This window comes from Marmoricola sp. RAF53 (assembly GCF_052114005.1).
Classification (GTDB): Bacteria; Actinomycetota; Actinomycetes; order Propionibacteriales; family Nocardioidaceae; genus Marmoricola.
In genome coordinates this window covers 82,889-96,914 of the sequence record NZ_JBFRDX010000001.1, presented here as the reverse complement: position 1 = coordinate 96,914, position 14,026 = coordinate 82,889, and the positions used below count along the sequence as shown (strand labels likewise).

Genomic DNA, 14,026 nt, shown 5'->3' with positions numbered 1-14,026 from the left:
ACCGGGTCAGCCACACTGGGCCGGTGAACGATCCGGCACCGACCCGCACCCGGGGCGACCTCTGCCCGGGAGTCGTCCGGCCCTGGGGTGCCGCGGACGGCGCCCTGGTCCGGCTGCGGCTGCCCGGCGGGGACCTCCCCGCCGAGGGGCTGGTCCGGCTCGCCGCGCTCGCCCGCCGGTACGGCGACGGCACCGTCCACCTGACCAGCCGGGCCAACATCCAGGTCCGCGGACTGCCGCTCGCCGGCGGCCGGCTGCCCGCCGAGGTCGAGGCCGCGCTGCTCGCGACCGGGCTGGTGCCGAGCCCGACGCACGAGCTGGTCCGCAACGTGCTGGTCTCGCCGCTGACCGGGGTCGCCGGAGGCCGGGCCGACCTGCGCCCGGTCGCCCGTGACCTCGACCGCCTCGTCTGCGCCGAACCGGCCCTGGCAGGGCTCTCGGCGCGGTTCCTGTTCGTCCTCGACGACGGCCGCGGCGACGTCGCCGGGCAGCGGCTCGACCTCGGGGCGGTCGCCCTCGACCACGGCACCGCGCAGCTGCGCGCCGGGTCCGGCTGGGGCGGATGCGTCCCGCTGGGCGGCGTACCGGAGGCGCTGGTGGCGCTCGCGCACGACTTCCTCGCGGCGCGCGGTGACGGACCGACGGCGCCCTGGCACGTGGACGAGCTCCCCGGGGCGCTCGTGGCGGGGACCCCCGACGCGCGGGCGCTGGTCCGCGGCGACCCGGTGCCGTACGGGCCGGTGCCGACCGGAGTCCACCTACCCGCGCCCGACGGCGTGCTCGCCGACGCGCTGCTCGACGAGGTGATCGCCGCCGCGGCCGCCGGGAAGCGGCTCGTGGTGACGCCGTGGCGCGGCGTGCTGGTGCTGGAGCCGGCGCGTCCCGGACATGACGCGACATGACCTAGGCTGAGCGTCCTACGATCCGCGGATCCAGGAACCCGGTGCGTCGTCGCCTCGTGCGGCGCCCAGTCCGGGGCGGTTCCGCCACTGTGTGCCGGCTCCTTCGGGAGGCGGTGAGCCAGACACTGGCCGCGGGTCGTCCACCGACCAGGGGCGAGAACCCCGAGGAGTGACGATGGTTGCTGCTGACCTGCTTCCGGCCCGCCCACCGCGGCGCTACGCGTACGTCGACGACGGCGCCGCGATCTACCTGGACTCGTTCGCGACGATCCGCCGCGAGGCCCGCTTCGACCACCTCCCCGCCGACGCCGAGAAGGTCGCCGTCCGGATGGTGCACGGCAGCGGTCAGACCGACCTCGCCGCGGACCTGGCGATCCACCCGGGCCTGGTGGCCGCGGCCCGGACCGCCCTGGAGGCCGGGGCGCCGGTCCTCACCGACGCGCACATGGTCGCGTCCGGGGTGACCCGGGCGCGGCTGCCCCGGGACAACGAGGTGCTCTGCCTGCTCCGCGACCCGCGGGTGCCCGGGCTCGCCGCAGCCATGGGGACGACGCGGTCGGCGGCGGCGGTCTCGCTCTGGGCCGACCGGCTGGAGGGCGCGGTGGTCGCCATCGGCAACGCCCCCACGGCGCTCTTCCACCTGCTGGAGCTGCTCGCCGACGGGGCACCGCGCCCGGCGGCGGTGCTCGGTGTCCCGGTCGGCTTCATCGGCGCCGCGGAGTCGAAGGAAGCCCTGATCGGCTTCGCCGCCGAGACCGGCATCGACGTGCCGTACCTGACCGTCCGCGGCCGTCGCGGCGGGTCGGCGATCACCGCCTCGGCCCTCAACGCCCTGGCCCAGGAGGCGGAGTGAGCGCGCTGGCCGCCCGGGCCCGTTTCTACGGCGTCGGCGTCGGCCCGGGCGACCCGGAGCTGACCACGCTCAAGGCCGCCCGGCTGATCGCGGAGGCGGACGTCGTCGCGTACCACTCCGGCGCCGGCAAGGAGTCGCACGCCCGCCGGATCGCGGCGGACCTGATCCGGCCGGGGGTCCGCGAGGAGAACCTGGTCTACCCGGTCACCACCGGGACCACGCCGCACCCCGGCGGGTACGCGGGTGCGATCGCGGCGTTCTACGAGGAGAGCGCCGACCGGCTCGCCGCGCACCTGGCGCTGGGCCGCACGGTGGTGCTGCTCGCCGAGGGCGACCCGCTGTTCTACGGCTCGTACATGTACATGCACGACCGGCTCAGCGAGCGGTTCACCACCGAGGTGGTGCCCGGGGTGCCGTCCTTCGCGGCGGCGACGGCGAGCGTCGCCTCGCCGCTGGTGCGCCAGACCGACGTGCTCACGATCCTGCCCGGGACGCTGCCCGGTCCCGAGCTCGCCCGCCGGCTCGCGGACACCGACGGCGCGGTGATCATGAAGCTCGGCCGGACGTTCCCGAAGGTCGTCGACGCGCTCGCCGAGTCCGGTCGCCTGGAGCACGCGATGTACGTCGAGCGTGCGTCCATGCCCGAGCAGCGCTGGCTCCCGGTGACCGAGGTCGACCCCGCGACGGTGCCGTACTTCTCGCTCATCGTGGTGCCCGGGGACTCGCGGGCGGCCGATCCCGGGGGCCGCCGCGACGCCACCCCGGTGTCGTCGGTCGGGGAGGGCCGTCAGCGCAGGTCCCGAAACCCGGTGCACTCCGCGCCCGGCGAGGTCGTCGTCGTCGGGCTCGGTCCCGGTCCCGACGAGTGGCTGACCCCGGAGGCGTCGCTCGTGCTCGCCGAGGCCGACCACGTCGTCGGCTACGCGCCGTACGTCGCCCGGGTGCCGCAGCGCCCCGGGCTCAGCCGGCACGCGTCCGGCAACACCGTCGAGGTGGACCGCGCCCGGGTGGCGCTCGACCTGGCGCTGGCCGGGGACCGGGTCGCGGTCGTGTCCGGCGGCGACGCCGGCATCTTCGGGATGGCGGCCGCGGTCTTCGAGGCCGCCGAGGACCCGGCGTACGACGCCGTCCCGGTGCGGGTCGTCCCCGGGGTGAGCGCGGTCCAGGTCGTGGCGGCGCGGGCGGGCGCGGCGATCGGTGGCGACTTCGCGGTGATGAGCCTGTCCGACCGGCTGAAGCCGTGGTCGGTGATCGAGCGGCGGCTGCGCGCCGCCAGCGAGGCCGACCTGGTGCTGGCGCTCTACAACCCGGCCTCGCGGACCCGGACGACGCAGGTCGCCGAGGCGCAGAAGGTGCTGCTCGAGTCGCGGCCGGCCGACACCGTCGTGGTGGTCGGCCGGGACGTCGGTCGCGCCGAGGAGTCGCTGGTGGTCACCACGCTCGCCGAGCTGGACGCCGCGTCGGTCGACATGAAGTGCCTCGTCCTCGTCGGCGCGCGGGGCACCCGGGTCAGCCGCACCGGCCGCGTCTGGACCGCCCGGTCGGTGCCGTAGCCTACGTCTCCCAGCGTCGCCGAACCGGGAGGAAACAGACATGCTGGCCGTGGCCGTCGCCGTGCTCTGCGTCCTCGCCGGGCTCAGCTGGCTGGTGCTCCTGGAACCGCACCTGACCGTGCGCCAGCGCTTGCACCACCTCGGCTACGGCGGCGACAGCTTCACGCTGCTGGCCGCGGGCGCATTCCTCGGCGCCGGGATCGGACTGCTGGTCGGGTCCTGGCGCGACGCCCCGGTGACCGGAGCGCTGCTCGGGGCCGGCGCGATGGCGCTGGTCTGGGCGTTCCTGGTCGCGGCGACGAGCTCGCTGCGGCGACCGGCGCCGGACGGCCACCACCGGCGCGGCCGCTGAGCTGGCTACCGGCGCTTCGCGCCCCGGTCGCGCGCCGCGTCGTACAGGAACGACTCGGCGGCGACTTCCCGGGCCAGCGCCCGCCCCACCAGGATGATCGCGGCCTGCCGCAGTCCCGCGGCCTCGACCTGGTCGGCGATCGTGGCCAAGGTGCCGCGGAGGACCTGCTGCTCGGGCTGGCTGGCCCGGTACACGACAGCGACCGGGCAGTCGGGCCCGTAGTCGGCGACCAGCTCGGCGGCGAGCTCGCGGATCCGGGTGATGGCCAGGTGCAGGGCCAGGGTCGCGCCGGTGGCGGCGAACGCGGCCAGTGACTCGCCGGCCGGCATCGCCGTCGACCGTGCCTGCGTCCGGGTGAGGACCACCGACTGCGCGACCTCCGGCACGGTCAGCTCGCACCTGAGCACCGCGGCGGCCGCGGCGTACGCGGGCACCCCGGGGGTGACGTCCCAGGCGACACCGGCCAGGTCGAGCCGCGCGGTCTGCTCGGCCAGCGCCGAGTACAGCGACGGGTCGCCGGAGCAGAGCCGGACCACCTGCTGCCCGGCAGCCGCAGCCTCGACCAGCACCGCGGTGATCTGGTCGAGGTCGAGGTCCTGGGTGTCGACCCGGCGCACGTCCGCGCGGCAGTGCCCGAGCACGTCCGCGTCGAGGTAGGTGCCGGCGTAGACGACGACGTCGGCGCGCGCCAGCAGGGTCGCCGCACGGACGGTGATCAGGTCGGCGGCACCGGGCCCGCCGCCCACGAAGTGGATGGTCACGAGTGCTCCTCCGAAGCCGGTTTCGTCCACGCCCACTGGGTGATCGCGCGTGCGGGGGTCCAGCCGGTGAAGCCGCCGACGGGCGCGGCGGTCTCGGTCTGGATCCGGGTGAGCTCGCCGCCGAGGGCGGCGTACCGGGTGGCGAGCAGGGTGCTGGTCTCCAGCGTGACGCCGTGCACGACGACCCGACCGCCGGTGCGCAGCGCGGCCAGGCAGGCGTCGAGGACACCGGGCCGGGTGGCGCCGCCGCCGACGAAGACCGCGTCCGGCGCGGGCAGGCCGGCCAGCGCGTCCGGCGCGCGGCCCTCGACCACGCGCAGCCGCGGAACCCCCAGCGCGCGGGCGTTCCGGGCGATCCGGTCCGCCCGGTCGCCGTCCGCCTCCACCGCGACGGCGGCGGTCGTCGGATGCGTCCGGAGCCACTCGATGCCGATCGAGCCCGCGCCGGCACCCACGTCCCAGAGCAGCTGTCCCGGGCCCGGGGCGAGCCGGGCGAGCGCGGAGGCACGGGCGTCCCGCTTGGTCAGCTGGCCGTCGTGCTCGTACGCCGCGTCGGGCAGCCCGGGCGCCCAGCCCCAGCCGGTGCCGACGCACTCCACGGCGAGCACGGTCAGCGCCGGGGTGTCGCCCGACCAGGCCGCGGCCGTCTCCGTACGCCGGGACTCCGCCGCGGTACCGAGGTCGCCGAGCGCGGTCAGCCGGCTCGCCCCGAAGCCGTGCTCGGCGAGCAGCGCGGCGATCGACGCCGTCGTGCCGCCGTCGGAGCAGAGCACCAGCAGCCGGTGCCCGGGAGCCAACGCGCGCAGGACGGCGTACTCGTCGCGGCCGACCAGGGTGAGGACCTCGACGGTCTCGGCGGGCCAGGCCATCCGCGCCCGGGCCAGCGCCACCGACGAGATCGCCGGCTCGATCCGGACGCGGTCGGCGCCGAGGCGCTCGGCCAGGATGCTGCCGACCCCGGAGACCAGCGGGTCGCCGGAGGCGAGCACGACGACGTCCTGGCCGGCGTGCTCGGCGAGCAGGTCGAGCAGGTGGTCCCGCAGCGGCCGCTGCCAACCGACCCGCAGCTGACCGTCGACCGGGGGCACCATCGCGAGGTGCCGCGCGCCGCCGACGAGGACGTCGGCGGCGAGAATTCCCTGCTGGGCAAGGGGATTCAGCGCATCCCAGCCGTCGGCGGCGATGCCGTGGACGGTGACGAAGGGCTCCATGGGGACGACACGCTATCGTGGGCGCCCCCAGGCACGAGGTGCCCCGGAGGTCGTCGGCAGCAGCACGCCGGTGGACGAAGGGGAGAATCAGGGAAGCCGGTGAGAATCCGGCACAGGGCCCGCTGCGGTGACCGGAGCGTTCTGCTGGCAGAGCGACTCCGGAAGTCCGAAGACCGGCCTCGCGCCGCAGACGAACATCCATGGCTGAAGCGCGGGAGCCCCTATGCCACTGCAGTTTCCTTTCAGTGCCGTCGTCGGTTCGACCGACATGACCCTGGCGTTGACGCTGAGCACGATCTCGCCCGAGATCGGCGGCGTCCTGGTCCGCGGCGAGAAGGGCACGGCCAAGTCCACCGTCGTACGCGCGCTCGCCGCGGTGCTGCCGCCGATCGACGTCGTCGCCGGCGACCGGTTCTCCACCGACCCGCGCGACAAGGACGACGCGCTCTCCCCGGACGGCCCGTTCGGTCCGGACGCCGCGACCGAGACCCGGCCGGTACGGCTGGTCGAGCTCCCGGTCGGGGCGACCGAGGACCGGGTGCTGGGCTCGCTGCACCTGGAGCGCGCTCTCCGCGACGGGCGTGCCGAGTACGAGCCCGGGCTGCTCGCCCGCGCCCACCGCGGGATCCTGTACGTCGACGAGGTGAACCTGCTCCACGACCACCTGGTCGACCTGCTCCTGGACGCGGCCGCCACCGGCCGCGCGACCGTCGAGCGCGACGGCGTCTCGGTGACGCACGCGGCCCGGTTCGTGCTGGTCGGGACGATGAACCCCGAGGAGGGCGAGCTCCGCCCCCAGCTGCTCGACCGGTTCGGGCTCACCGTCGAGGTGGCCGCCCCGCGCGACCCGGCCGTCCGGGTCGAGGTGGTCCGCCGGCGGATGGCGTTCGACGCCGACCCCGCCGCGTTCACCGCCGCGTGGGCCGACCAGGAGCGCGCCTTCACCGACCGGGTCCGGGCCGCCCAGGAGGCGCTGGGTTCGGTGGTCCTGGGCGACGCCGCGCTGCTGACCATCGCCGAGGTCTGCGCGGCCTTCGACGTCGACGGGATGCGCGCCGACCTGGTCACCGCGCGCACCGCGATCGCGCACGCCGCCTGGCACGGCCGGACGACCGTCGAGCTCGAGGACATCCGCGCGGCCGCCCGGCTCGCGCTCCCGCACCGGCGGCGCCGCAACCCTTTCGACGCGCCGGGCCTGGACGAGGACCTGCTCGACGAGGTGCTGGGGGAGCCGGACCCCGAGCCTGACCCCGACGGCCCGGGAGACGGCGGTTTCGAGACGGGCCCTGACGGCCCTCCTCAACCACCGGATTCCCCGCTGGTCGAGGATTCCCCGTTGGTCGGGGATTCCCCGCGGGTCGGGGATTCCCCGCGGGTCGAGGATCCTCCGCTGGTCGAGGATTCCCCGCTGGTCGAGAATTCCCCGCGGGTCGAGGATCGCCCGCTGGTTGAGGAAGGCGCGCAAGCGCCTGTCTCGAAACCAGCGGAGGCAGTCGCCCCCGCCACCCCGTTCCGACCGCGCGCCCTCACCGTCTCCGGGCTCGGCACCGGCGAGGCCGGGCGACGGAGCCGGGCGGTCACCAGCACGGGCCGCCGGATCGGCGCCCGGGTCCCGCACGAGAAGGGCGGGGCGATCCACCTGGTCGAGACGATCCGGGCCGCGGCGCCGTACCAGGGGGCGCGGGAGCGCGACGGTGACCGGCTGGCGCTGCGGGGTTCGGACCTGCGCGTGGCGGTCCGCGAGGGTCGCGAGTCGAACCTGGTGCTGTTCTGCGTCGACGCCTCCGGATCGATGGCCGCGCGCACCCGGATGGAGCCGGTGAAGACCGCGATCCTGTCGCTGCTGCTGGACGCCTACCGCCGGCGCGACAAAGTCGGGCTGGTGACGTTCCGGGGAACCGACGGCAGTCTCGTGCTGCCGCCGACCTCGTCGGTCGACGTGGCCGCCCACCGCCTCGACGCGCTCGCCGCCGGCGGCCGGACGCCGCTCGCCGAGGGACTCACCGTCGCCGCCGAGACGCTCCGGATCGAGCAGCTCCGCGACCCGCGGCGCCGGCCGCTGCTCGTCGTGGTGACCGACGGCCGGGCCACTGCCGGCACCGACGCCGTCGCCCGCGCCCACCACGCGGCGCGCGGCCTGGCCGGCACCGGGGTGGCGACCGTGGTCGTCGACTGCGAGTCCGGCCGGATGCGCCTCGGCCTCGGCCGGGAGCTGGCGACCGCGCTCGGCGCCGAGCACCTGCCGCTGGAGCACGTCGAGGCCGCCGCGCTCGCGGGCATGGTCCGGGACCGGAGGGCCGCCTGATGCCGCAGGGACAGCCGACCGCCGTACCCGAGGACGGGCTCACCACCCGGCAGCGCCGCAACCGGCCGCTCCTGGTCGTCCACACCGGCGACGGGAAGGGCAAGTCCACGGCGGCGTTCGGGCTCGCGCTGCGCGGCTGGAACCAGGGCTGGGACCTCGGGGTGTTCCAGTTCGTGAAGTCGGCGAAGTGGCGCCTGGGCGAGCAGTCCGTCTTCGAGCAGCTCGGCTCGCTGCACGCGAGCACCGGCGCCGGCGGACCGGTCGACTGGCAGAAGATGGGCTCGGGCTGGTCGTGGTCCCGCAAAGCCGGCACCGAGGACGACCACGCGGTCGCGGCGGCCGAGGGCTGGGCGGAGATCAAGCGGCGGCTCGCGGCCGAACGCCACGACCTGTACCTGCTCGACGAGTTCACCTACCCGATCGCGTGGGGGTGGATCGACGTCGACGACGTCCTGGAGACGCTGGCGGCCCGGCCCGGACACCAGCACGTGGTGATCACCGGCCGGCGCGCGGACCCGCGGCTGCTGGAGGCGGCCGACCTGGTCACCGAGATGACCAAGGTGAAGCACCCGATGGACGCGGGCCAGAAGGGCCAGCGCGGGATCGAGTGGTAGGCCAGGCATGAGTACCGCGCTCCCGCGCCTGGTGATCGGCGCGCCGGCCTCCGGGCACGGCAAGACCACGGTGGCGACCGGGCTGATGGCCGCGCTGCGCCGTACCGGGCACGTGGTCAGCGGCCACAAGGTCGGCCCGGACTACATCGACCCCGGCTACCACGCTCTCGCCACCGGCCGGCCGGGCCGCAACCTGGACCCGCACCTGGTCGGTGAGGACCTGCTGGTCCCGTTGCTGCTGCACGGCGCGGCGGGTGCGGACCTGGCCGTGGTCGAGGGCGTGATGGGCCTGTACGACGGCAAGCTCGGCGGGGACGGGTTCGCCTCCACCGCGCACGTCGCCGCCGTGACCCGGAGCCCCGTGGTCCTGGTCGTCGACATCTCGCACGCCTCCCGCTCGATCGCCGCGACGGTGCACGGGATGGCGACCTTCCCTTCGAGGCTCGCAGGCTCGCACCTCAGGACGAGCGACGACGTCGACGTCGTCGGCGTCGTGCTCAACAAGGCAGGCTCGGTCCGGCACGCCGACGAGGTCCGCCGGACGCTGGAGCAGACCCTCGGCGACCGCGTCGCCGTCCTCGGCGTGCTGCACCGCGACGACGGGATCGCCGCCCCCTCGCGCCACCTCGGCCTGGTGCCGGCGGCCGAACGCGCCGACGCCGCCGCCGCGCTGGACCGGCTCGCCGCCCAGGTGGCCGAACGCGTCGACCTGGACGCGGTGCTCCGGCTGGCGCAGCGGGCTCCGGAGCTTGCTGGGGCGGCCTGGGACCCGGTCGCGGCGCTGCGGAATCCCCTCTTCCCTTGGGAAACTGTCGCTTCCGACCCGATGCATCAGGCTGGAAGCGACAGTTTCGTACTGCAGGCCCGCCCCCGGATCGCGGTCGCCGACGGTCGCGCCTTCACCTTCCGGTACGCCGAGACGACCGAGCTGCTCGCCGCGGCCGGCTGCGAGGTCGTCCCGTTCGACCCGACCACCGACGCCGCCCTGCCGGACGGCACCCAGGGGCTCTACCTCGGCGGCGGCTTCCCCGAGGTGCACGCCACCGAGCTGGCCGGCAACGGCACCCTGCGCGCGCAGATCCGGGACGCGGTGGCGGGCGGCCTGCCGACCGTGGCCGAGTGCGCGGGCCTGCTCTACCTGTGCGCAGGCGTCGACGGCGCGCCGATGGTCGGCGCCCTGGACGCGCACGCCGCGATGGCCCCGCGGCTGACGCTGGCCTACCGGTCCGCCACCGCCGTCGCGGACTCGCTGCTCACCCGCGCCGGGGAGATCGTCCACGGCCACGAGTTCCACCGCACCCGGCTGCTCGACCCTCCCACGAGCCCGGCCTGGGACCTCGGCCCGGGAGGCCACGAAGGCACCGGTACGCCGACCCTGCACGCGTCGTACCTGCACACCCACTGGGCCGGCTACCCGCACCTCGCCGCCCGGTTCGCCGCCGCCGCCGCGCGCGCCGAGCCGCACCCCGGCATGCACCCCGGCATGCACCCCGGCATGCAAAGGTCGCGCGTGGTGCCGGTGGGGCTCGCACCCGTCCCGCCCGCGACATTCGCATGCCTGCCGGCGGAGCCGCTGCGCCACCACGGCGACCGGGAGACCGGGCCGGGCCTGGTCGACCTCGCCGTCAACGTGTACGACGAACCGCGGCCGGCCTGGCTCGACGACGCGCTCGCCGGCGCGGACCTCGGCCGCTACCCGGACCCGGCGCCGGCCCGGGAGGCGCTGGCCGGGCAGCACGGCCGTCGCGCCGACCAGGTGCTCCCGACGGCCGGTGCGGCCGAGGCCTTCGGTCTGGTCGCCCGGCTGCGGCCGTGGCGGCGGCCGGTGGTGGTGCACCCGCAGTTCACCGAGCCGGACGTCGCACTGCGCGAGGCCGGCCACCGGCCGCACCACGTGATCCTCACTGCCGAGGAGGACTTCGTCCTGGACGCGCGGCGGGTCCCCGCGGACGCGGACCTCGTCGTGGTCGGGAACCCGACCAACCCCACGGGCGTGCTGCACCCGGCGGCCACGCTGCGGGCGCTGCTCGCTCCCGGCCGACTGCTGGTCGTCGACGAGGCCTTCGACGACGACGGCGCCGAGACGCTGGCCCACGACCACGAGAACGGCCTGCTGGTGGTCCGGAGCCTCACCAAGATCTGGTCGGTGCCGGGGGTGCGGGCCGGGTACCTGCTCGGCGACGCGGAGACGGTCGCGGCCCTGGCCCGGCAGCAGACGCCGTGGTCGGTCTCGGCGCAGGCGGTCGCCGCGCTGGTCGCCTGCAGCACCCCGCAGGCGCTCGCCGAACGGGACCGCCGGGCCGCCAGGATCGCCACCCACCGGGCCCACCTGGTCGCCGGGCTCGACCGTCGAGGTGTCCGCCAGGTGGCGGGGTCGCGGGCGCCGTTCGTGCTGGCGGAGATCGGCGAAGGAACCCGGATCGCCTTACGGGCAAGGGGATTCGCGCTCCGCCGGGCCGACACGTTCCCGGGCCTCGACGACCGTTGGGCGCGGATCGCGGTCCGCTCGCCGGCGGTCACCGACGCACTGCTCGCCGCCCTCGACGACGTCCGGGGCGCCCGGACCGGTGAGACCGCGGCCACGGCACGGACCGATTGACGCGACACCCTCCGGACCCCCTACGATGCACTCACCAGGTACGAGGAAGCCGGTGGGATTCCGGCACAGTCGCGCTACTGTGACGTCGCCCAGCCAACAACGCTGCGGCGGCGGAGTCAGACCCGAGGGCCTGGATGAACCCCATCAACCGGGACGCATCATCCCGAAGGAGGACTCCATGGCTGCCGCCATTCCTGCCGCTGTTCCCGCTCCCGTCGAGCTGCCCACGATCCCGCTCCGCGAGCTTCTTCCCTGGCTGGCGATGTTCGGTCTGCTGGCGCTGCTGACGATCTTCTTCGTCAGCGCCGACCAGGGCGCGATCTCGATCCCGGCCGGGACCGCGATCCACGAGTGGGTCCACGACGGACGCCACCTGCTCGGCTACCCCTGCCACTGAGCCGTCCGAGCCGTCCGAGCCATCCGACCGTGCGGGCCGTCGGGCCCGCGCGCGTCCCGTCGTACCCGAGGACTCCTGTGAACGCCCGTACTTTCCTGATCCACGGCCTCCTGGCCGGACTCCTGGCGGGGTTCGCCGCCTTCCTCGTCGCGCACCAGATCGGCGAGCCGCCGGTCGACGCGGCGATCGCGCTGGAGGAGGCCGGCGGCGCGGCCGGTCACACCCACGACGCCGGCGGACCCGCTGACCACCACCACGACGCGGACGAGACCGTCGTCTCCCGGCAGAACCAGTCCACCTGGGGCCTGCTCACCGGCACGCTCGCGATCGGCACCGCCCTCGGTGGGCTGGTCGGGCTGGCCGCGGCTGCCGCCGCGGGCCGCTTCGGCCGCGCGCGCATCGGGCAGACCACCGCGCTGGTCGCGCTGGTCGGCTTCGTCGCGGTCGCGCTGGTGCCGTTCCTGAAGTACCCGGCGACCCCGCCGGCGGTCGGCAACGCCGAGACGATCGGGCACCGCACCGGCGTCTACTTCACCTTCCTGGCGATCTCGGTGCTGGCCGCGGTCGTCGCCACCGTGGTCGCGTCCCGGCTGCTCCCCGCGCTGGGCACCTACCGGACGGTGCTGGTCACCGCCGGCGGCTACCTGCTCGTCGTCGCGGTCACCGCCGCACTGATGCCGGCGGTGAACGAGATCGGCGACTTCCCGGCGGCGACGCTCTGGGAGTTCCGGCGCGCCTCGATCACCACGCTCGCCACCCTGTGGGGCGTGCTCGGGCTCGTGCTGGTCGGCCTGGTGGGCCGCACCGAGACTCAGGTCGCGGTCGCGAACGCCCGGCGTGAGCTGGCGGCGAGCCTGTGAGCGGCCGGGCGGTTGACCGGCGGAGCGCGCTGACGCCGCCGAGCGCCGAGGCCCGCACCGCGGCGGCCGAGCGGCTCGCCGGCCTGGCCACCCCGGCCGGCGCGCTGGGCCGGCTCGGCGAGCTCGGCGTCTGGCTGGCCGCCGTACAGGGCCAGTGCCCGCCGGCGGTCCCGCAGCGGGTGCACGCGGTGATCTTCGCCGGCGACCACGGCGTCGCCGACTACGGGGTCTCGGCGTACCCGGCGGCGGTCACGCCGGCGATGGTCCGCACCTTCCTCGCCGGTCGCGCCGGGGTCTCCGCGCTGGCCGCGGCCCACGGCGTCCGGGTCCGGGTGCTCGACCTCGCCGTCGACGACGACCTGGACGGGGTCGGCCCAGAGGTCGGCCGGTTCAAGGTACGCCGCTCCAGCGAGCCGCTGCACCTGCGCGACGCGCTGACCCGCGCCGAGGCCGAGCAGGCGATCGAGGCCGGGGCGACCGTCGCGGCCGAGGAGATCGCGGCCGGCGCCGAGCTGTTGATCAGCGGCGACATGGGGATCGGGAACACCACCCCGGCGACCGCGCTGATCGCCGCGGTGCTGGGCCTGCCGGCCGCCGAGCTCACCGGCCGTGGCACCGGGATCGACGACGTCGCGCTGGTCGCGAAGCAGGAGCTGATCCAGCAGGCGCTCGACCGGGTCAGCGACCGGGTCCGCGACGGGGACCCTGCCGGCGACCCCGCCGGTGACCCCGTTGGCCTGCTCGCCGCGCTCGGTGGCGCCGACCTGGCAGCGTCGGCCGGGTACCTCGCCGCCGCCGCACGGGCCGGGGTGCCGGTGCTGCTCGACGGCGTGATCGCGGTGGCCTGCGCGCTGGTGGCCGACCTGCTGGAGCCCGGGGCGGCGGCGTGGTTCGCGGCCGGCCACCGGTCCACCGAACCGGCGCAGTCGTTGGCGCTCGACAAGCTCGGCCTGGTCCCGCTCCTCGACCTGGGGATGCGGCTCGGCGAGGGCAGCGGCGCGGTCGCAGCCGTCCCGGTCGTGCGGTCCGCGGCCGCGCTGCTCCGCGACGTCGCGCTGCTCTCCGAGCTCCAGCTCTGAGACGTGCGGGTCCTGGTCACCGGCGGCGTCCGGTCCGGCAAGTCCCGGCACGCCGAGGAGCTGCTGGCCGACCGGGACCACGTCACCTACCTCGCTCCCGGCCCGGCGCCCACGACCGAGGACCCGGAGTGGACGGCCCGGGTGGCGGCACACCGGCAGCGCCGTCCGGCGCACTGGACGACGGTCGAGAGCACCGACCTGGCCGCGGCGATCGCGGCGGTCCCGGGGGCCGCGATCGCCGACTGCCTCGGCACCTGGGTGACGGCGCGGGTGGATTGGACCTCTCCGCACCCGCGGCTGCCGGACCGCGACCTCGATGCCCTCACCGCCGCCGTGGCCGCGGCCGACGACCTCGTCGTCGTCACGAACGAGGTCGGGCTCGGCGTGGTCCCGGCGCACGCCTCCGGCCGGCTCTTCCGCGACCTGCTCGGCACCGTCAACCAGCGCGTCGCCGCGGTCTGCGACGAGGTCCACCTGGTCGTCGCCGGCCGGGTCCTGGTCCTGTGAGACCGGTCCTGTGAGACCGGTCCTGTGAAACCG

The 14,026-nt window shown here is 75.7% G+C and carries 13 protein-coding genes and 1 riboswitch; of the genes, 11 read left to right on the top strand and 2 right to left on the bottom strand.

What is annotated here, in order from left to right:
• Positions 1-23 precede the first annotated feature (23 nt).
• The 4 genes from AB4Y76_RS00450 to AB4Y76_RS00435 all read left to right on the top strand — a co-directional run bounded on the left by AB4Y76_RS00450 (position 24) and on the right by AB4Y76_RS00435 (position 3,660).
• Positions 24-902 (top strand): nitrite reductase, encoded by an 879-nt coding sequence (locus AB4Y76_RS00450; RefSeq protein WP_441921345.1) that lies wholly within the window; start codon positions 24-26, stop codon positions 900-902.
• 175 nt (positions 903-1,077) lie between these two features.
• The gene (locus tag AB4Y76_RS00445; RefSeq protein ID WP_441921344.1) at positions 1,078-1,755 is read left to right on the top strand and encodes a precorrin-8X methylmutase; all 678 of its coding nucleotides are present in this window, start codon (positions 1,078-1,080) and stop codon (positions 1,753-1,755) included.
• A complete protein-coding gene (locus AB4Y76_RS00440; RefSeq protein ID WP_441921342.1) occupies positions 1,752-3,308 on the top strand; it encodes a precorrin-2 C(20)-methyltransferase in 1,557 nt (518 codons plus the stop codon). Before AB4Y76_RS00445 ends, AB4Y76_RS00440 begins: the two co-directional genes overlap by 4 nt.
• A gap of 40 nt (positions 3,309-3,348) precedes the next feature.
• Positions 3,349-3,660: a hypothetical protein gene (locus AB4Y76_RS00435; RefSeq protein WP_441921341.1), complete on the top strand. Its 312-nt coding sequence runs from the start codon at positions 3,349-3,351 to the stop codon at positions 3,658-3,660.
• A 5-nt stretch (positions 3,661-3,665) separates the two neighbouring features.
• On the opposite strand, the gene cobM is transcribed toward AB4Y76_RS00435, so the two are convergent.
• Together cobM and cbiE are read right to left on the bottom strand one after the other, a co-directional pair.
• On the bottom strand, positions 3,666-4,421 hold the full coding sequence (cobM, locus tag AB4Y76_RS00430) for a precorrin-4 C(11)-methyltransferase (protein WP_441921339.1): 756 nt from the start codon (positions 4,419-4,421) through the stop codon (positions 3,666-3,668).
• Positions 4,418-5,632, bottom strand: a complete 1,215-nt coding sequence (gene cbiE, locus AB4Y76_RS00425; RefSeq protein WP_441921337.1) for a precorrin-6y C5,15-methyltransferase (decarboxylating) subunit CbiE — start codon at positions 5,630-5,632, stop codon at positions 4,418-4,420. The genes cobM and cbiE overlap by 4 nt, the downstream gene beginning before the upstream one ends.
• A 34-nt stretch (positions 5,633-5,666) precedes the next feature.
• Positions 5,667-5,814, top strand: a riboswitch (cobalamin riboswitch).
• Positions 5,815-5,900: 86 nt separating this feature from the next.
• Between cbiE and AB4Y76_RS00420 the strand changes: the two genes are divergently transcribed.
• From AB4Y76_RS00420 to AB4Y76_RS00390, 7 genes are all read left to right on the top strand, one after another.
• The gene (locus AB4Y76_RS00420; RefSeq protein WP_441921335.1) at positions 5,901-7,937 is read left to right on the top strand and encodes a VWA domain-containing protein; all 2,037 of its coding nucleotides are present in this window, start codon (positions 5,901-5,903) and stop codon (positions 7,935-7,937) included.
• Positions 7,937-8,551 carry a cob(I)yrinic acid a,c-diamide adenosyltransferase gene (cobO, locus tag AB4Y76_RS00415; RefSeq protein WP_441921333.1) on the top strand — a complete coding sequence of 205 codons (615 nt, stop codon included), beginning with the start codon at positions 7,937-7,939 and terminating at the stop codon, positions 8,549-8,551. Before AB4Y76_RS00420 ends, cobO begins: the two co-directional genes overlap by 1 nt.
• 7 nt (positions 8,552-8,558) lie before the next feature.
• Entirely contained in the window at positions 8,559-11,150 is a 2,592-nt protein-coding gene (locus tag AB4Y76_RS00410; RefSeq protein ID WP_441921331.1) for a cobyrinate a,c-diamide synthase, read from the top strand.
• A 178-nt stretch (positions 11,151-11,328) separates the two neighbouring features.
• Positions 11,329-11,547 (top strand): CbtB domain-containing protein, encoded by a 219-nt coding sequence (locus AB4Y76_RS00405; protein WP_441921329.1) that lies wholly within the window; start codon positions 11,329-11,331, stop codon positions 11,545-11,547.
• A 77-nt stretch (positions 11,548-11,624) separates the two neighbouring features.
• A complete protein-coding gene (locus AB4Y76_RS00400; RefSeq protein ID WP_441921328.1) occupies positions 11,625-12,407 on the top strand; it encodes a CbtA family protein in 783 nt (260 codons plus the stop codon).
• Positions 12,404-13,486, top strand: a complete 1,083-nt coding sequence (cobT, locus tag AB4Y76_RS00395) for a nicotinate-nucleotide--dimethylbenzimidazole phosphoribosyltransferase (RefSeq protein WP_441921326.1) — start codon at positions 12,404-12,406, stop codon at positions 13,484-13,486. The genes AB4Y76_RS00400 and cobT overlap by 4 nt, the downstream gene beginning before the upstream one ends.
• Positions 13,487-13,489: 3 nt before the next feature.
• Entirely contained in the window at positions 13,490-13,993 is a 504-nt protein-coding gene (locus AB4Y76_RS00390) for a bifunctional adenosylcobinamide kinase/adenosylcobinamide-phosphate guanylyltransferase (protein ID WP_441921324.1), read from the top strand.
• Positions 13,994-14,026 lie beyond the last annotated feature (33 nt).

Bases quoted from the DNA above. Each gene is read 5' to 3' on its own strand.
- AB4Y76_RS00445 (WP_441921344.1), top strand. From the start codon at position 1,078: ATGGTTGCTGCTGACCTGCTTCCGGCCCGCCCACCGCGGCGCTACGCG.
- AB4Y76_RS00410 (WP_441921331.1), top strand. From the start codon at position 8,559: ATGAGTACCGCGCTCCCGCGCCTGGTGATCGGCGCGCCGGCCTCCGGG.
- AB4Y76_RS00420 (WP_441921335.1), top strand. From the start codon at position 5,901: ATGACCCTGGCGTTGACGCTGAGCACGATCTCGCCCGAGATCGGCGGC.
- AB4Y76_RS00435 (WP_441921341.1), top strand. From the start codon at position 3,349: ATGCTGGCCGTGGCCGTCGCCGTGCTCTGCGTCCTCGCCGGGCTCAGC.
- AB4Y76_RS00405 (WP_441921329.1), top strand. From the start codon at position 11,329: ATGGCTGCCGCCATTCCTGCCGCTGTTCCCGCTCCCGTCGAGCTGCCC.
- cbiE (WP_441921337.1), bottom strand. From the start codon at position 5,632: ATGGAGCCCTTCGTCACCGTCCACGGCATCGCCGCCGACGGCTGGGAT.
- cobO (WP_441921333.1), top strand. From the start codon at position 7,937: ATGCCGCAGGGACAGCCGACCGCCGTACCCGAGGACGGGCTCACCACC.